Annotated in this window: 17 protein-coding genes and 1 pseudogene; 11 read left to right on the forward strand and 7 right to left on the reverse strand. The window is 44.1% G+C overall.

The window, feature by feature from the left end; genetic code table 11:
• Positions 1–435: 435 nt before the first annotated feature.
• The 7 genes and pseudogenes from IX95_RS02420 to IX95_RS02445 all read left to right on the forward strand — a co-directional run bounded on the left by IX95_RS02420 (position 436) and on the right by IX95_RS02445 (position 7188).
• Positions 436–1089 carry an inovirus Gp2 family protein gene (locus tag IX95_RS02420; protein ID WP_051912441.1) on the forward strand — a complete coding sequence of 218 codons (654 nt, stop codon included), beginning with the start codon at positions 436–438 and terminating at the stop codon, positions 1087–1089.
• A gap of 354 nt (positions 1090–1443) precedes the next feature.
• The gene (locus tag IX95_RS02425; protein ID WP_038156507.1) at positions 1444–1641 is read left to right on the forward strand and encodes an AlpA family transcriptional regulator; all 198 of its coding nucleotides are present in this window, start codon (positions 1444–1446) and stop codon (positions 1639–1641) included.
• A gap of 178 nt (positions 1642–1819) precedes the next feature.
• Positions 1820–2147: pseudogene (locus tag IX95_RS25780) on the forward strand (RNase H family protein).
• 364 nt (positions 2148–2511) lie between these two features.
• A complete protein-coding gene (locus IX95_RS02430) occupies positions 2512–2970 on the forward strand; it encodes a hypothetical protein (RefSeq protein ID WP_235202564.1) in 459 nt (152 codons plus the stop codon).
• A 22-nt stretch (positions 2971–2992) separates the two neighbouring features.
• Entirely contained in the window at positions 2993–5815 is a 2823-nt protein-coding gene (locus IX95_RS02435) for a PAAR-like domain-containing protein (protein ID WP_038156510.1), read from the forward strand.
• A 12-nt stretch (positions 5816–5827) separates the two neighbouring features.
• A complete protein-coding gene (locus IX95_RS02440; protein ID WP_038156512.1) occupies positions 5828–6571 on the forward strand; it encodes an AHH domain-containing protein in 744 nt (247 codons plus the stop codon).
• Positions 6568–7188: an imm11 family protein gene (locus IX95_RS02445; protein WP_038156514.1), complete on the forward strand. Its 621-nt coding sequence runs from the start codon at positions 6568–6570 to the stop codon at positions 7186–7188. Before IX95_RS02440 ends, IX95_RS02445 begins: the two co-directional genes overlap by 4 nt.
• A 98-nt stretch (positions 7189–7286) precedes the next feature.
• Here the strand turns inward: IX95_RS02445 and IX95_RS02450 are convergent, their stop codons facing one another.
• The 7 genes from IX95_RS02450 to radC all read right to left on the reverse strand — a co-directional run bounded on the left by IX95_RS02450 (position 7287) and on the right by radC (position 10406).
• Entirely contained in the window at positions 7287–7523 is a 237-nt protein-coding gene (locus IX95_RS02450) for a hypothetical protein (protein ID WP_038156516.1), read from the reverse strand.
• A gap of 38 nt (positions 7524–7561) precedes the next feature.
• Positions 7562–7921: a hypothetical protein gene (locus tag IX95_RS02455; RefSeq protein WP_038156518.1), complete on the reverse strand. Its 360-nt coding sequence runs from the start codon at positions 7919–7921 to the stop codon at positions 7562–7564.
• A gap of 23 nt (positions 7922–7944) precedes the next feature.
• Positions 7945–8685, reverse strand: coding sequence for a WYL domain-containing protein (locus IX95_RS02460; protein WP_038156519.1), 741 nt, complete (start codon positions 8683–8685; stop codon positions 7945–7947).
• Between the two features lie 139 nt (positions 8686–8824).
• A complete protein-coding gene (locus IX95_RS26205) occupies positions 8825–9001 on the reverse strand; it encodes a hypothetical protein (RefSeq protein ID WP_038156520.1) in 177 nt (58 codons plus the stop codon).
• Between the two features lie 3 nt (positions 9002–9004).
• Positions 9005–9448 (reverse strand): DUF2787 domain-containing protein, encoded by a 444-nt coding sequence (locus tag IX95_RS02470; RefSeq protein ID WP_038156521.1) that lies wholly within the window; start codon positions 9446–9448, stop codon positions 9005–9007.
• 50 nt (positions 9449–9498) lie between these two features.
• Positions 9499–9936, reverse strand: a complete 438-nt coding sequence (locus IX95_RS02475; protein ID WP_038156522.1) for a DUF2787 domain-containing protein — start codon at positions 9934–9936, stop codon at positions 9499–9501.
• Entirely contained in the window at positions 9933–10406 is a 474-nt protein-coding gene (radC, locus tag IX95_RS02480) for a RadC family protein (RefSeq protein WP_038156523.1), read from the reverse strand. The genes IX95_RS02475 and radC overlap by 4 nt, the downstream gene beginning before the upstream one ends.
• A gap of 311 nt (positions 10407–10717) precedes the next feature.
• On the opposite strand from radC, the gene IX95_RS02485 reads away from it, so the two are divergent.
• The 4 genes from IX95_RS02485 to IX95_RS25655 all read left to right on the forward strand — a co-directional run bounded on the left by IX95_RS02485 (position 10718) and on the right by IX95_RS25655 (position 16681).
• Positions 10718–12331: a TIGR04141 family sporadically distributed protein gene (locus IX95_RS02485; RefSeq protein ID WP_038156524.1), complete on the forward strand. Its 1614-nt coding sequence runs from the start codon at positions 10718–10720 to the stop codon at positions 12329–12331.
• Positions 12332–12484: 153 nt separating this feature from the next.
• Positions 12485–12664: a methylation-associated defense system helix-turn-helix domain-containing protein MAD1 gene (mads1, locus tag IX95_RS02490; RefSeq protein ID WP_038156525.1), complete on the forward strand. Its 180-nt coding sequence runs from the start codon at positions 12485–12487 to the stop codon at positions 12662–12664.
• A gap of 86 nt (positions 12665–12750) precedes the next feature.
• Positions 12751–15420, forward strand: coding sequence for an N-6 DNA methylase (locus tag IX95_RS02495; RefSeq protein ID WP_038156527.1), 2670 nt, complete (start codon positions 12751–12753; stop codon positions 15418–15420).
• Positions 15413–16681, forward strand: a complete 1269-nt coding sequence (locus tag IX95_RS25655) for a restriction endonuclease subunit S (protein ID WP_051912443.1) — start codon at positions 15413–15415, stop codon at positions 16679–16681. Before IX95_RS02495 ends, IX95_RS25655 begins: the two co-directional genes overlap by 8 nt.
• Positions 16682–16700: the final 19 nt, after the last annotated feature.

The following is a 16700-nucleotide window of genomic DNA, read 5'->3' on the forward strand; positions in this document are numbered from 1 at the left end:
TAGCGATCCCTCTCAAAAATTTACTTCGGAAACTTACGTTCGTGGTGAAGGAGCTAATGGAAGAATCTATCTTTGTTCGAACTTCAACCGTATAGAAAGAATCAGTACTCTTAGTAATGCTCTATGTATCATCCTGTAAAAAATAACGGTAGCCGTTATTTCATACGAGTAGTTATATCAGAAATGAAAAGTTATGCAAAATTCATTTTATGTCAGAGTTGAATGTTTTGCCATTATCATCAGTTTTTGTGCTTTGTAAGGTACTTTTATGCTTGGTAAGCAGCAATTCGATTGAAAGTTCGCTGGGACTTTATAGGCTCAGTCGATTCATAAATCTCTGATGTCGGTTTGTCTAGTATGTATAAGCTTTAGTAACACCATTAAAAATTACATTGTCACCAATACCTATGCGAAAACAACATAGAGGTATAGACAATGAACAAGAGACACAAACGAAATCGAAACCTAGGAATAACGTATAGAAGAAGCTTTAATGGATTGCGGATAATGCAATGCGACGAAGGCGTTATCGTTAACTATCTATCTAGAATGTACGAAACTATAGACAAGGCACTAGAAGACCATCCTAGAACAACAGCGGTACGAGTTGACTTAAGAATTGGTTCATATTTAGCCGGATCTAACTCACTAGTGATATCTGAGTTTATTGCATCACTGATCTCTCAGATAGAAGCTGATACCAAGCGAAAAAAGCGAAGCGGTAAGCGAGTTCATCAATGCAGAGTTCGTTATGCATGGGTAAAAGAAAAAGATACTGCGTTGAATCAACACTACCATATGGTTTTGTTTTTCAACAAAGATAGCTATGCCTTTCTTGGGAATTATCAAAGCAGCGGTAACCTTTCCCACATGATTAAAAAAGCATGGGCAACAGCCCTTGATGTAGATGTGGAAGAGTCTTCATTTTTAGTTCACTTTCCCGAAAACCCTACGTATTACTTGAAGCGAGGTTCTGAGCAGTTCGATAGGGAGTTAGAAAGGCTGTTTTACAGGATTAGCTATTTTGCAAAAGTAAGAACTAAAGAATATGGCAATAGGAAGAAGAACTTTGGGACCAGCCGAAGGTAAACGGCTTTTCATCAATAACGTATATCTGGTATCGGATTTAGATTGAAAAGAGAAGGTTGACTATCGTGTGAGTAGCTTAGGCCCCCCTTAGAAATGTATTAGAAAAAAGTATGAGTTTATGGTGAAAGTCGTCCTAAAATTGTCCGAACTCTTTGTTAATTTGGGTTTTGCTAACTCTACGGGACGGCCTTTCACTTTTATAGCAACAACCTAAGGCGAGGCGGTGAAGATATGAATAAATCTAAGTAAGTCTATTGTGTTTTAAGTACCACGCATAAAGCAGTGGTGGCGCGAAAACTTACTTTTTTACTGTGACGGCTTTTCTCATGGGTATATACAGATAGGAGATTTCCCATGAGATTTTTAAGACTAAAAGAAGTAATGGAGAAAACAGCCCTTAGCCGTTCAGCTATCTATCGCAAAATGAAGGACGAAGATTTCCCTACAACGATTAGCTTAGGTGATAGAGCTGTTGCATGGGTAGAAAGTGAAATCGAGGAATGGATGGAATTATGTCTCAGTAAGCGAGATAACCAAGAATCTTTTCAGTAATACAAACATCAAATCACACCATCTATAGGGCGCTGGCTAAGAAAAGCCATGCGCCCTTTTTCAATTAGAGAGATAAAAAATGAGTTATTCAATTTACGTAGACGGCGCAGTACCAAACAGCCAACACGGATGTAGGCGAGGAGGCATTGGGCTGGTGGTCATAGATTAAGACAATGAGATTGTTCATGAAGAGAGCTTCACCATCAATCGACAAACCGACAATTCTGAGCTTAATCTACTGGCCTTAATCGAAGCCTTGGAATACGCAGAGGATGAGGATGTTATCTATTCGGACTGTGATTACTGTGTGAAAGGTTTCAGTATCTGGATGGACGATTGGAAAGACCGAGGTTGGTGTCGTGCGGATAAGAAATCCGTCAAAAACCGCCAACTGTGGCAACAAGTGGATGAGTTGAGTTCTAGAAAGTTTTAAGGTCAAAGCGCACTCTGGTATTGAAAGGAATGAAAGAGCGGACTTGTTAGCGGTTGAAGCCGCTACTGAATAGAAAGTTCTGGGTTAAAAAGCGGAGTATTGTCATTATCACTCCGCGCACTCTTATTCTGTTTTTTATCGATAACATATAACTCAATATCGATGAATTGCGACGAAAGACCGGAGAAGAGAATGAGTACACTTGGAGCACTGCAAATTTAATGTGAGTCTTATCACGATAGAAACACACCGTCCAAGAGAGTGGGCTGACGAAAGCAAAGGTGTTTAATGCGTAATCACTAATTCTTTAGTAAATGGTCAAGCTTATTGGTGAGTATTTACCGTTGATTCTCCTGATATCGCAGCAATTACGTCAGTGGGGCGCATGCCAATGCGATGTTATATTTCCTCTCCAAATGTACTGGGAGCGCTCTATATTGAACACCTTGTCTAACTCTGCTGAACAGACTTCAAAAAAACAAGCCCACATCGGATGGGTAAAAGAAATCCACCCTGAAAGTCATCGTGTGAAAGTGGACTTTTATGGGAATGCCTACGGGCAACCCGTCTGGGCTGCTTTAGGTCGTGGTTTCACTCGTTCAGAGATTCATTTGGCAATAGACAACCAGCTTGATTGCCGTATTGAGTTCGTCGGTGAGGATTTAGATGTGCCTATTCTCACGGACATTTACCTTTCGTTAGCGGAACAACAAGAGCTCGTCATCAAAGCCAAACGTGTGGTTCTGGAAGGCAAAGAAGAAGTCACGATTAGATCTGGCGAGGTCGCAACTAAGTTCAGTGGCAATGATGGTCGCATTACGACGAAGGCGACACACATCTCAAGTCGTGCTGAAAAAGTCCACAAAATCCAAGGTTCAAAAATCACACTGAACTGACCGAGCTTAATAAGGAGTAAATATGTCAGTCACCATCAATGCGAACGGGCTGAGCATCGTTCACAAAGGCTCTGGCGGAGAGGCGAATGCCACGTTACCTGATGTGTGTCTCACAACCGTTGGGAATGCCGTAGTTCCTATTCCTTATGGAAACAACGCGAAATCCGCAGATTTAGTAGAAGGCACGACGACCGTCACCGCAGATGGCGGCAACAGCATTGCCTTAAAGGGCAGTAAGTTTGCTAAGAGCACAGGCGATGCGGGCGGGGACAAAAAAGGCGTGGCATCGGGCACGATTGAATCCGAGGCTGAATTCATATCCGCGTCACCGAATGTCATCATCGAAGGGAAAGGTGTGGCAAGGCTGTCTGACCAAATGACCATGAATAAGGCCAACACCATGTGCCTCGGCGGGGTTCAAAACCCAGCCGTCACAGTCAATGAAGATGAAGAAGGGACTTATACCGTCTACGTTAAGGCCAGATACCCGGATGGCGTGCTTCTCATGAATGCCGATTTTGATATTACCGATGTCTCTGGTGGCGCACTATCTCCCGGTCATTTTGATGACTCAGGCAAAAGCAAAGTATCAGGCTTAAAGCCCGGTCAAATCAAAATCCTGGCTAAAGAAAGTACGGATGAGTTTATTACTACCCCGGTTCGTATTATTAATCCGCACTATTTGCCGGAATACAATGACTATGACTTTTTTGATAGGTCCGCTCAGGGGCAGCAAACCTTCTGGCACCCGAACCGTATTGCCCCGCCAGTAGAAGGTTGGGGAACTATGGGGCCTAGCCTAACCGCTGACCGGTATTTTGCCGATATTGTAAAAGCCGAAACGAAAGCCCACTTCGAATTTAGACACCCTGATTTTCAGTTCAGCGTATTGGCAGAATCGCTAATCGCAGGAATTGATAGTCTTTCTGATACCAGTTTTGACAGTGTACTGGCGAACGGCTTACCTATGGTGATGGAAGAAGGGGAAATCCTCTCTGTCTTATTTCGTTTACCCAAGCATGAAACCGCTGACCGTATGCTGGCTTACATGCGAGCTCGAGGCAAAGGTAACCCGCAGGTTTTTATCAACAGCTACCCTTGGGATAAGGCGAAGAAGGCACTCAACTCTGAACTTGAAGGTCTACTGAGTAAGATAAAGGGGCGTGTTGAGTCTCTGAAGTCTGAAGCCAGTCGGTTGAATTACGTTTACTTGTCTTCTGATATCTATGAAAAGCATGTTAGTACCATTGATACTTATGCTAAGAATCTGTCTGATAACCTCAGTCAAGCTTTCAAGCGTATGGAGAAGAAAGCTAGCCAACTTATGAGTGATGTGTCGGCTGTCTCGGTCATCCAAGCGCCTGATCATGTTTATTCTTCTGAAGCAGGAACGATTGAAGTGGTGGTGAATGCGATACCGAAGATAGATTTAGAGGAGCAGAAGTGGATTAAGATCCGTGCTGTTCACGATGACCTGTGGGGAACGCCTGTTTACGCCAAAAACCTCAAAGTGATAGCCAATGGCTCCGTTCCCCATAAAGACAAGTTAGAGCTCAACCCATCGCCACAAAGAAGTACAGTTTCAGAAACGATGGATCTGGCGTTGGAGACTCAGAAGACAGAAGGAGGTGTGGTGGTGGTCGACGACCTCAAGCCTAACACTGACTCCGTCACTATTGAGTATGAAGGTGAGCCGGGCATTGAAGATAAGATTACAAAGCAACAAGAAGCGATAGAGACCTATTTGGATGGCCTTTTAAACACTGTTGCTCAAGATATGTCAGGTTTCCAGAAACAATGGGATGAAGAAGGCGTACTCTGTTTGGGTGATGGTGTGCTTGAAGGGGCGAAAGCTTGGGGGGCGGATGTGGTTGAACTCTTCTCTCCTGAAGTCTGGGGCGAAATGGGCCACACCCTAGCAGACGCCACCACTGATGGCTTTGATAAACTCTATATTTACGCTAATCAAAAATACAATGCATTGGAAAAGTACACTTCCGATGCGATGAAAGGAACGGAAGCTCAGTTAGCTCAAAGCGATTTACCAAGCTGGGTAAAACAGGCAGCCTATATTTCCAGTATAGCGCCTAACCTACTCTTTGCAGCTAGTGTGGATGCGTACGAGAGCATTGATGAGGCCATCGATGATGTGCAGCTTTGGTGGAATGAAGGCTCAGATGATATTGCTCGTAAGATTAAGTGTATTGCAAGACACAGAGAAGCCATTTGGAACTTGCCTACGCTATTTACCAACAACGATGTGAAAGGCGTAGAAAAGTTCGTTGACACTGTCGTGATGGAGTTTGACCCTGAGTGGGCAATGGAAATCAAGGAGAGTGAGTTTTTCCCTAAAGCTTTGGCGTTGATCAATGATGACAACAGTATCTTGCCTTTCTTTACTTACCTCAATCTCATTATTGAAGCTATCCCACCTAACTTTTATTTCTACTACGTGGGTAAAGCAGCAGCGTACATTGCCATTGAAGTGGTGTTAACCATAGTGATTGGCTTACTAACGGGGCCAGCAGGGGCCGCCGCCAGAATTGCGACGGTCACAGCGAAATTTACTATGGGTGTCAAAAAGGTTGGGGCAGTCTCTCACGCCGCACAAGCGCTAAAAACCTTTACCAGTACTGTGGATGGCTTAGTCGATATCTTACCAGATTACGACAAGTTAGCGGGCCATTTGGCATTGCGTCGTAAATCAGCCATACCAGACAAACGGGTTAATGATACTGCTCAAGTGAAAGAGGAACATGAGCCTAGAAACGGTAAATGTCGACTGTGTAAGAGTGAAGAACATAACACACCTCGGCTGTACCGGGGTGAAATTGATTACGTATAGGATGAGTTATCTATGGGCACACTGATGAGTCAGGAAGCGGCCGAGTCCGATTTTGTTAATGGCACAATTGAAAAGAAAGGCTATCGTAAGCGTTGGGTAAACAACGTAAAGAAGTTGCCTAGTCACCCTTACAACAATGGTATTCATATGGATACCCATCACCTTATTTCCGCTGAGGCAGTAAAGCACAGTGAGTTGGGTGAAAATTTGGTCAATAAAGGTTATGATATCAATCAGTTATCAAACTTGGTCGGGCTTCCTGCCACATTGCCGGGGGCATGCCAACTCCATTGCCAGCTACACCGTGGGGATCACACCTTTAGCCGACCTCGGGAAGAACCTTATCATCGTTATGTTTCTGGAGAGTTGAGAGACCCCGAGATAAGAAAAAAGATCAAAGAGTGCTATGGAAAGACTAAGAAAACAGAAACCGAGTCAGAGATACATAAGCTGCTCGATCCAATAAGCCGTAAAGTACTGAAAAAAATTAATAGAATTGAAAGAGGGCAATTTTTTTCACTGCCGTTGACCAAAATTTCCCATTATTTTATTCCGGGAGGGCCTGGCTGCGCCTGCCAATTCGATATTATCAACGCAGAAACCAATCCAGATAACTATTGCAACAGTGACCGACTTCACTATAAATGGAATGGCAGAGATGGCAAAGACAAGCGCTATCAAACTAGTAGTTCGCCATGGAACACCAAAACGATTACGTACCAAAGCACCAGATGGATACCTAAGGTAGGACAATGAGCCAATACAATGATCAATACTATATTGTTTTCGAAAATTATGATGAAAATACTTTGTACCTAAAACCTCAAAAGCACTCAGCCATGAGGGATTACGAATACACCAAGCTGAGTGGTGGTGAGCCAATGTTTTTTGAAAACTGCTATCGTGATGAAGACTTGGCGCGAGGGGTTTCTAGGCCAATTAAACAGGCACACTTAGACTCAACCTACCCAGTATTTTCTGATGAAATTAAACAATCTCTTGGCAATGTAGACAATGCTTGTTGTCAGGTTTACCCCGGCGTGATCGTAGATGACCATGACAAATATCATGAGGGTTATTGGGTGTTTAATGTATTTGAGAAAATGGATGTTTTGAATCTAGAAAAGTGTCAGATTGATGATTATGACCCGGAAGATACCAGACACACAATTGACCAATATTGCTTAGATGATGATAAGCTGTCAGCGATACCTGAGAATGAGCGCTTGGTCTTTATGCCAAAATTCAGCGATTACCCTCATATTATTGTTCATGAGAAATTGGTAAAAGCGTTTAAGAAACACAACGTGGATACGCTCAACTTTGTAAAAGTGTCTGATTGGGTTATGGGCCTTCAGTTTGTAGAGTCTTGACTATACAGTTGAGGGTGTTCCCTTGACTCTAAGTATCAAAAAAAATAGTGGGGAGCGTAATTGCTCCCCATTGTCATTTTTAGCTTTGGCTGGTGGCACTACAGTTCTGTGATAGCTTCACAGCCCTTAGGGACTGTAATGGTCGATGCGTCCTTACCTGCCTCTTGTGCTGCTTTTACATCCATTTTGTATTGAGTGCACTTGCCTACACTGACGTTGACTGCACCTGTTTTTACAGATGGGTTACCTCCTAATGCACCGCCTCCCTGAGCGAAAACAAAAGGCGTGATTAGGGTTGCGAGTAGAACGAGAATGTTCGTTGTAGTGTGACTCATAGTGTTTCCTTATTGGGTAAAGTTGGGGTTGTTGAGAGTTAGAAGGTGTAGACAAAGGTGCCAGCACTGGAAGTGATTTCGATTTCTTTCACGCTGTCTACGGTGCAGTTGTTGCTGTATCCGGTGTAGGTTTCACCGAACTTCAATGAAACGTTTCTAGATAGCTCTGAGGCTGTACCTGCGGGTAGACGGCAGTTGCCTCGATTGACAGTGACATTAGTTATTACTGTGCTGTCAGTGGTAGCTTGAATATCAAAGGTCAGTGTTCCCCAATGTGGGTTGGTGGATATCGACACTTCAATATCGGCGGTGACGGTTTGCACTGTTTCTTGTTCGCTGCAAGCGGCGACTCCGAGGCTCAGCACGATCATCATCATGGTTTGAATGAGGGTATTCATAGGTATCTCTCCGTAGTGGTGAGTTAAATTTGGGATGCACGGATTTCAGCGTGTTCACGCATGAACCGCTCTAGGTTGAAATCAGTGGGATAGGTAAAAGAAAACGTCGATACACTGGCCTCATCAATCAAAGGAAGAGCTAGGGTGCGTATCGTGGGTTGACCGGATAAACGAAAAAGCAGCAAGAGCGCGTCACATTGAACCGAGAGTCCCAATGGCTCGATGAGCGCTTTCTCTTGCTGCAAAACTTGACTCGATATCTTGAGCATACGGTTGTTCAGTAATGCTGTGTGTACTGCATTCAATACTTGTCGTTGCTCATGACTCCACTCTCGAATAGTGGGCAGTGCCACATGGACTTTGGCTAACCATGCTTGTTCTTTTGAATACGCTAAATCCTTGTGGGATAAGGGTTTGTCTCTCTCCGAGGAGCAACCTTTCCCATAATTCAGTGCATCAGGAACAAGCGGCAGTAAGTACTTGTTGGTCAGTTGCCAATAGAGCATTTCCTGCTTGTTGAGCTTCAGTAACTGCTCTGAGGTTTTCCGGTAGACATGGGGCATGCTCATCGAATCACACTCCACGTTAAACACCTCCACAATGATTTCATCAAGGTAGCGTTTAATGCTGCGCGTGGTGCGGTGGATATCGAGTTGGGCTAACTGCTGCTGCAACTCCCTAACGGTAATCCAACGATGTTGAGGAATAAGCATCAGCGTGTGCAGCAAAGCGGATAACCCTTCAATGCTGGTTTTATTGCTCATGACTACACTCTCAATACATCAAAGCTCCAAGACCGGAGGTGGACATTTAATGTCGGGAGAGTAGAGGTGAGTCAGACACATAATGTCCAACGGTGAAAACAGCATCAATCGGCAACACGAAAGCGTGAGCCGATTAACATTAACGAGGCTTGTGCTTATCACTGAACTCGGCAATGGCTGCCAATAACCCAATCAACAGCACCACCAGAAACCCTAACGTTGTCAGAGTTCCAATAGCGCCAAAGAAAGGAGAGAGGGTAAACAAAGTAATAAGAGCGGTGACAAGCTTAATGGTGTTAAGGAGAAGGGAAGTCATGAGTTATTGTGGGGTGACGGTTATCTCGTCGTAAGCATCCGTATTGATATAAGCAAGAAAGCTGCTCTCCCATAGTTGATAGAGCGCTTTGGCATCACGACTACCCTGCATTGGTAGCCAGCCTTGATACGCCACAAAGAACTGTCCAACCCGAAAATCAAAATCCAAGTTGCGCTCTAGCTCTGGATAGTAATTCCCCATATAAGCAAAGTCAGTGATGTACTCAATGCTCCATTCTCCTGTTGAGGTTTGGCAAATCGCCATCTCAACCGGATGGAAGCCGCCTTCCTCCGCGCTGTAACTTTTATCGCGAAAGTTAAACACCAGATAACGGCTGGTGGTCAGTGCTTCATTAATCAGTAAATGAGTGGCCAACTGCTCACTTAACAGCTTATGCAGTTTCTTAGACACAGGTAGTGATGATGCTGTGAAGGTTAATTTGGACATAGTGAGTCCTCCTTGTTTCAGGATTCAAATAAGAAATGAGAGATTAGGATTTAGTTGAACGTACCGACCATCGTAAGTTGCACGTCATCAAAGACGTTTCTGGAAAGGTGACGAGCAAAGGCTTTCATCCAGACCGAGAGCAGCTCTTGTACCTCTGGATGGGATAAATCAGTGCTCCCCACATCGGGTTGATAGCACCAGCGATTAGCCAGGTGAAAGTACAACTCAGGCTCCACAGTTGTGCTGTTGTCATGGGGATAAGAGAAGCTGGCAAATAACACCACCAGCCAGGGGCTAGAGGTTGACTCTCGCTTAAGCTGCACTTCAATGGGACGCAAACCTTGTCGATGTCGGTAGTAACTCATTTGGCGGCAGTTCAGCACGAGTCTCTCGGCGTTCTCTGGGAGAGTGTATTTATTCAAAAGGGCTTCCATTGACGCATGTAAAGCGCCATCAATAGAAAGCTCACCGTAATTGTGCTCAATCATAACCACCCCCTTTCAGCAAATGAGGTGCAGGTATCGCCTGTCACGATATGGTCAAGTACGCGAACATCTACCAGCTCGAGCGCGTCTTTGAGTCTCTCAGTTATGCGTCTATCGGCTTGAGACGGTGTTGAGTCACCGGATGGATGGTTATGGGCAAATATCACCGATGCGGCATTCACTTCCAACACCGCTTTCACCACTTCACGTGGATAGACGCTGGCCGCATCTACGGTGCCATGAAACAGCTCTTTAAACTCAATCAGTCGGTTTTGGTTATCCAGTAGAAGTAAAGCAAACACTTCACGCTCATAGCTGCCTAGCTTACAGCGAACGTACTCTTTAGTAGCTTCAGGTTTAGTTAAGGCATCACCACGTACATAGCGTATGGCGAGTATCTCAGCGGCATGCTCTAGGATTTCATTTTCCTGATAGCGTTGCTGCTTTTGGTAATCGGAAGTTTTGGGATTCATTTCAGGCTCCTGTCGGAATCAATAGTGGTTATTCACATTGATGACATATGCCTGAAGATTTTTGGATTGAGCTCGGGAGGGGGATAAGCTCAATTATGCACATTATTTTTAACGTTAGAGCCTAATACCATGAGACCAAATTGGTTGTCTACACATGTTGAGGAAAAGATAAATCCTTTACTGAGTCGATGGGTGAGAGAAAATCTAATACTTAAGTTTCAATACTGTGATTTGTGAGCTTGATTTCATACTGCCTTTGAACTCTATTGCTTTTATGTTCTAAAACTAATTAATGATAAGGCTTTAGGGATATGGCTCGAATCACAAAAATTCGCAAGGAAAAGTTATCGATTTATCTCGCACGAGATAGCCATAAACCAATATCAGAACTCATCAGATTAGATAATGTGAAAAGGCCAATTCAGCTAGATTTACCAGATACAGAGTTGGCAGAGCTTTACATTAAAATCCAGCCGCCTAAAGCGGTGCCTCCTTGGACAAAAATCTTTACTGATAGCAAGCAAGTTGAATCTCAAGAATTTGGTACATCTTCAAACGTCGGAGCCGTACTCGTGGTGAGAGTAGCTGGCTCAACTTTCGTTTTGTCATTTGGTATGGGATTTCACCTAATTAAACAAGAGGCTATTGAACGAGATTTTGGTCTGAAGGTGACCTTGAACTCAGTCGATCCAGACAAGCTCAGAAGCTTGGACAAAGCAAGTTATGACCACAACCCTTTAAACTCTAGAACTCAGAGTACTAGAGATGTGGATATATTTAACCTTCACCTCGATTCAGAAAGCGAGATGCTGTACGCCATTACTGGAACTTCTCAAGTTGAGCTATTCGGTAGTCATGTAACCGGCCGTGATGCCTTGACCATTGCAGTCGAAACCGATTTAGCCAATCTTCCTAGAATACTGTTGGAGTCTGTGCAGCGTTATCGAGCAAAACTACCGGCTAAGTTTAGTTGGGTTGAAGACATAAACAGAGTTCGAGATCTCGACGAGGTAGAGGTTCTCGATATGGAACTCGATAATCACTTTGAGTTGGGGCAGTACGATGGGTTTTGGCTAGGTGAACCTGAAGTGGTTGATTGGGAGTCTCAAATTGGTTACTCCTTCCATATCTCCCAAAGGGCTGTTCGCCATGTAGTGCTATCTTTAAACGATTATCTTGCTTACTTGGAAGGCGCTGTACCCAGCGTAGAAGCAATGAAACACCATGTTGTTCATGTTAATAATAGTGAATATAAGTCTGTGAAAAGTTGGCCTGTATATCGTTGCTTATACGCAGAAATTAGCTATGGTTCAGACCAGTACATTTTGCGAAATGGCATTTGGTACAAGGTTAATCAAGATTTCGTTACTAGAGTAGATGATTACCTTGCGAGTTTGAGTGTTCACCCTTACCCGTTCCCTATTTATAATCATGATAGGGAAGAGGATTACAACCTGCATGTGGCTACCAATGATCCTAGTTTCTGCCTTATGGACAAGAAAAATATCAAGATTGGAGGCATATACGACAAATTAGAACATTGTGATCTGATTAGAAATGGTAACGAGTTTATTCATGTGAAGCTGTATAGGAGCTCAAGCACATTGAGTCATCTTTTCTCTCAAGGCTTTGTTGCGGCAGAAGCGTTTATCAAAGACGAATGGTATCGAGAAAGATTGAATCCTAAGTTACCAGCATCAATCAAGCTTCAAGCGCCAAAAGATAGACCTGATCCTAGCAACTATCATGTGGTCTATGCTATTGCGACAACAAAAAACATTCCTGATGAACTTCCATTTTTTTCCAAAGTAACGTTGAAAAATGCGCTCAAAACATTAGTCGCTCTTGATTACCAGATCTCGTTAGCAAAGATTGATGTAGATCTGCAGTTATTAGTGAAGAAAAAGTGCAAGCCTAAGCTGTAAAGAGCAATCTTCTAATACTAGATCTACGTAATTGCACATTAGACGTTCGGACTAGTGAATGATGCGACGTTTATCATTGTTCATTCCCCAATTTTCTCATATTCTCTCACCATTAATTCTGATGAATAAAACCAACATGAGATAACACTCTGAATGGTAGACCAAATTTTAACCTTGAAAGAGGTGGCTGCTTACCTAAAATTAGCCGAAAAAACAGCCTACAGGCTTGCTAGTGAAGGTAAGTTACCTGGCTTTAAAGTTGGCGGTTCTTGGCGCTTTAAGCGCGAGGATCTTGAAGCTTGGATAGAGAAGCAAAAAGGTGTGGGTGAGTAGCCTGTTGGTAAGCATCACCCTCTATCTTTAACCCATTATCGAATTCAACGGCTCCGCACTGGCTGAACACAATCATTGAGAAAAATATGCAAAAACTGACGCTTAACAAACTGTCCAGCAAACTATTCAAAGCTTGTGACATTCTACGGGGTAAAATGGATGCCTCCGAGTACAAGGAGTACATATTTGGCATCCTGTTCCTAAAGCGCATGTCGGATCAATTTCAAAAAGACTACCAAACGAAAGTAAATGAGCTTAAAGCTGATGGTGAAGACAGCGAAGATATAGAGTTTCTATTAAATAAACCATCGCAGTTTGATTTTTACGTGCCAGAAAAGGCCCGATGGGAAAAACTTAAACACCTAAAAACAAATGTAGGCTCAGGGTTAAACAAGGCTCTTGAAGCTCTGGAAGAGCACAACACTACCAAGGGGTTGGAAGGTGTACTCAAGCACATAAACTTCAACCGTAAGGTGGGTAAAAAGCCTATCCCGGATGAGCGCCTGGTCGAGTTCATCCAGCACTTTGACAGCATCCCTCTCTCAAATGACGATTTCGAATTCCCCGATCTTTTGGGTGCAGCCTACGAATACCTGATTAAATACTTTGCCGACAGTGCGGGCAAAAAAGGTGGTGAGTTTTATACTCCTGCCGAAGTGGTGCGCTTGCTGGTAGAAATCCTTGAGCCAACTGAAGGTATGGAAATCTACGACCCGACCTGTGGTTCGGGTGGTATGCTGATCCAAAGCCGCAATTACGTGCAAGAAACGGGGGGCAACGTTAAGAAAATTCACCTGTTCGGCCAAGAAGATAATGGTGGCACCTGGTCTATCTGTAAGATGAATATGATCTTGCACGGCTCAGGTGGCGCAGACATTGAAAATGGTGACACCCTAGCCACACCACTGCACCGAACCAAAGATGGTGAGGTACGTCCTTTTGATCGCGTGATTGCCAACCCTCCGTTTTCGCAAAACTATAAGAAAGCGGATATGCAGCTCAAAGAGCGCTTTAATACATTTATGCCAGAGTCTGGTAAGAAAGCGGATTTGATGTTTGTGCAGCACATGGTGGCCTCGCTCAAAGCCAACGGTAAAGCCGCTGTGGTGATGCCTCACGGCGTACTGTTCCGTGGCGCAGAAGAGCGTACTTGTCGCCAAGACTTTATTGATCGTGGAATTCTTGAAGCCGTGATTGGCCTGCCGCAAGGTTTGTTCTATGGTACGGGCATTCCAGCCTGTGTGCTGGTGTTCAACAAAGCTGGGCGTGAAAACCGTGATTCAGTTCTGTTTATTAATGCTGACCGTGAATATCGGGAAGGCAAAAACCAAAACAGCCTGCGCCCTGAAGATATTGAGAAAATCACCAGCGTCTATAAAGCGTTGCTGGAAGATGATAAGCACCTTGGCGTTGAAAAATATGCGCGTTTGGTTCACAAAGACGAACTGGCGCGTGAAGACTACAACTTCAATATTCGCCGCTATGTCGATAACAGCCCAGCACCTGAGCCTCAAAACGTTAAAGCACACTTAAACGGTGGTACTCCAACCAAAGAAATTGATGCGCTGCAAAGTACTTGGAATGATTATCCAGGCTTGAAAGAAAGCCTGTTCCTTCCTCGTTCTAACGACGAGTTTCAAGATTTTGCCGATGAGTTTGAAGCGTTGCCATCGCTCAAACCGCATATTGAAAACTTCCCAGCAGTACTGAAAAAACATGCGGATTTCCAAGCCGCGTTGGATGATTGGAAACAAGACTTTGCTGGCTTTGAAGCTCTGGGGGACAAAAAGCTCGGTGATGAAGGTGTATTTGCACTGCGCCGAGAATCTCTGAACACCATTGAAAAGCACCTAATGCCGATCAAATTGCTGAACCAATACAAGGTGCGTGGTGCATTGGCGGATTGGTTTAAAACCCTAGAAGCAGATTTCAAATCTGTTGCAGCAAGCGGCTGGAACGCTGAGCTTATTCCTGACGAAGTGCTGTTCGCCAGCCAGTGCGCGGATGTGGTAGAAGAGCTGGAGACCAAACAGGCGCGTATTAGCGAACTGCAAGCCTTTGTGGATGCAGCAAATGAAGAAGACTACGAACCGACCGATGAAAACCCTGCGCTGCCGTCTGAGTATGTTAAACAGCTGAAAGACGAGCTGAAAGATCACAAAGCGACGATCAAAACCAGCCTGGCAGTGCTCAAAGCCCAGATCAAAGATGCGTTCACCCAACTTAAAAACAGTGCTGAACTGCCGAAAGGCACTAAGCAAGGGGATTTTGCAAAAGGGCTGACAGGCAAAGAAATGAACTTCGCTGTCCATAGCGAGATTCTTGCTTTAGCGGATGAACTCGGCGTTCAGTTAGATAACCTTGAACTAATCAAAGAGCACGCGCGAAAAGGCGCAATGGCAGCGGCTGAAGCAACAGCGATTGAAGCCAAGATAGCAGCACACAAAGCATTAGAAGATGAGTTGAAACAGCTGAAAGCGGAAATCAAGGAAACCGAAAAGCGTCGAGATGAACTGCTTGAGGTTGCCCGAGCAGCAATCACTCCAGAACAGGCGAAAGTGTTGATTCTGGACCGGTTCAAAACCGAGTTAGATCGCCAATACCAAAGTTATGTCCGTGCCTTGTTGCTTGACCGTATCGCTGCAATCGAGAACCTACACCGCAAATACCAAGTTACCGCCAAAAGCATCATTACTAAGCGAGAGCAGGAAGCGAGCAAGTTGGCTGGCTTTATGAAGGAGCTTGGATATGAGTAATGCTTTAAAGCTAGGAGATGTTGCGGTTGTCAAAGGCGGGAGTGGCTTTCCTGAGAAGTATCAGGGGGGAAGTCATGGTTTACCGTTTATCAAAGTCAGTGATATGAATTTGCCGGGTAACCAGCGATATATTTGGAAATCTAATAACTATCTAAACACCACAGTATATAACTTGCTAAAACCGACTGTTTTTCCAAGGGATACCGTGGTTTTTGCTAAAGTTGGGGCCGCTGTTTATTTAAACAAAAGAAGGATCCTAACTGAAGATACTGCAATTGATAACAACCTAATGGGTGTTACAGCGACTGCGATAGAACCTCTATTTCTATATTATTTGCTGCAATCGATTGATCTAGCCGAGTGGGTTCAACCAGGTGCTCTTCCGTCTATAAATCAGACAATTATTGAGGCTCTGCCTATACCTATTACGGATAGAAAACAGCAAAGATATATTTGCGAAGTTCTTAATGCTGTCGACAACCAAATCGATGCCACTCAAGCCCTTATCGACAAATACACCGCTATCAAACAAGGCATGATGGTAGATTTGTTTAGCCGAGGTATCGACCCAGAAACCAAAGCCCTTCGCCCAACGTTTGAAGAAGCGCCAGAGCTTTATCATGAGACTTCTTTGGGGATGTTGCCGAAGGCGTGGAAAGTTAAAACTCTGCGTGAATACACCACTCGACTTGAACAAGGATGGAGCCCTGATTGTGAGTCAGAACCCGCATTTGAAGGTGAGTGGGGAGTTCTAAAAACCAGTGCTGTTGTATGGGAAGGGTACTTACCAGGTGAAAATAAGCGGTTACCAAGAAAGTTGAAACCGAAAGATAAATATGAGGTTTACCCCGGAGATGTATTGATAACCCGTGCTGGACCTGGGAGTCGTGTGGGTGTTGTAGCATTCGTTAATACGACGCCTAAACGATTAATGCTTAGTGATAAGCTCTATCGACTGAGATTTGATAGTAGGCTGGATGGTATGTTTGCTTCATATCTTCTGTCATGCGAGCTTGTTCAATCGCAGCTTAACAAAGTAAAAACCGGTTTAGCTGAATCTCAAGCAAATATTTCACAAGAAATAGTCATGTCACTACGCATCGCAGTTCCAAACGCTGATGAGCAAAAAGTAATAACAAATAAGATTCGATCAGCCGAGAATTATTTAAATTTGGAAAGAGAGCACCTTGATAAGCTGCTGGCTCAAAAGGCAGGCCTAATGCAAGACCTCTTAACAGGCAAAGTCCCCGTACCCGCATAACAAAAAAATAAGAAAATGG

Source organism: Vibrio sp. B183, assembly GCF_000740665.1.
GTDB lineage: Bacteria > Pseudomonadota > Gammaproteobacteria > Enterobacterales > Vibrionaceae > Vibrio > Vibrio coralliilyticus.

Excerpts from the sequence above, each read along its gene's own strand:
- IX95_RS25655 (WP_051912443.1), top strand. The coding sequence starts at position 15,413 with ATGAGTAATGCTTTAAAGCTAGGAGATGTTGCGGTTGTCAAAGGCGGG.
- IX95_RS02440 (WP_038156512.1), top strand. The coding sequence starts at position 5,828 with ATGGGCACACTGATGAGTCAGGAAGCGGCCGAGTCCGATTTTGTTAAT.
- IX95_RS02495 (WP_038156527.1), top strand. The coding sequence starts at position 12,751 with ATGCAAAAACTGACGCTTAACAAACTGTCCAGCAAACTATTCAAAGCT.
- IX95_RS02475 (WP_038156522.1), bottom strand. The coding sequence starts at position 9,936 with ATGATTGAGCACAATTACGGTGAGCTTTCTATTGATGGCGCTTTACAT.
- IX95_RS02455 (WP_038156518.1), bottom strand. The coding sequence starts at position 7,921 with ATGAATACCCTCATTCAAACCATGATGATGATCGTGCTGAGCCTCGGA.
- radC (WP_038156523.1), bottom strand. The coding sequence starts at position 10,406 with ATGAATCCCAAAACTTCCGATTACCAAAAGCAGCAACGCTATCAGGAA.
- IX95_RS26205 (WP_038156520.1), bottom strand. The coding sequence starts at position 9,001 with ATGACTTCCCTTCTCCTTAACACCATTAAGCTTGTCACCGCTCTTATT.
- IX95_RS02425 (WP_038156507.1), top strand. The coding sequence starts at position 1,444 with ATGAGATTTTTAAGACTAAAAGAAGTAATGGAGAAAACAGCCCTTAGC.
- IX95_RS02470 (WP_038156521.1), bottom strand. The coding sequence starts at position 9,448 with ATGTCCAAATTAACCTTCACAGCATCATCACTACCTGTGTCTAAGAAA.
- IX95_RS02460 (WP_038156519.1), bottom strand. The coding sequence starts at position 8,685 with ATGAGCAATAAAACCAGCATTGAAGGGTTATCCGCTTTGCTGCACACG.
- mads1 (WP_038156525.1), top strand. The coding sequence starts at position 12,485 with ATGGTAGACCAAATTTTAACCTTGAAAGAGGTGGCTGCTTACCTAAAA.
- IX95_RS02485 (WP_038156524.1), top strand. The coding sequence starts at position 10,718 with ATGGCTCGAATCACAAAAATTCGCAAGGAAAAGTTATCGATTTATCTC.
- IX95_RS02450 (WP_038156516.1), bottom strand. The coding sequence starts at position 7,523 with ATGAGTCACACTACAACGAACATTCTCGTTCTACTCGCAACCCTAATC.
- IX95_RS02420 (WP_051912441.1), top strand. The coding sequence starts at position 436 with ATGAACAAGAGACACAAACGAAATCGAAACCTAGGAATAACGTATAGA.
- IX95_RS02445 (WP_038156514.1), top strand. The coding sequence starts at position 6,568 with ATGAGCCAATACAATGATCAATACTATATTGTTTTCGAAAATTATGAT.
- IX95_RS02435 (WP_038156510.1), top strand. The coding sequence starts at position 2,993 with ATGTCAGTCACCATCAATGCGAACGGGCTGAGCATCGTTCACAAAGGC.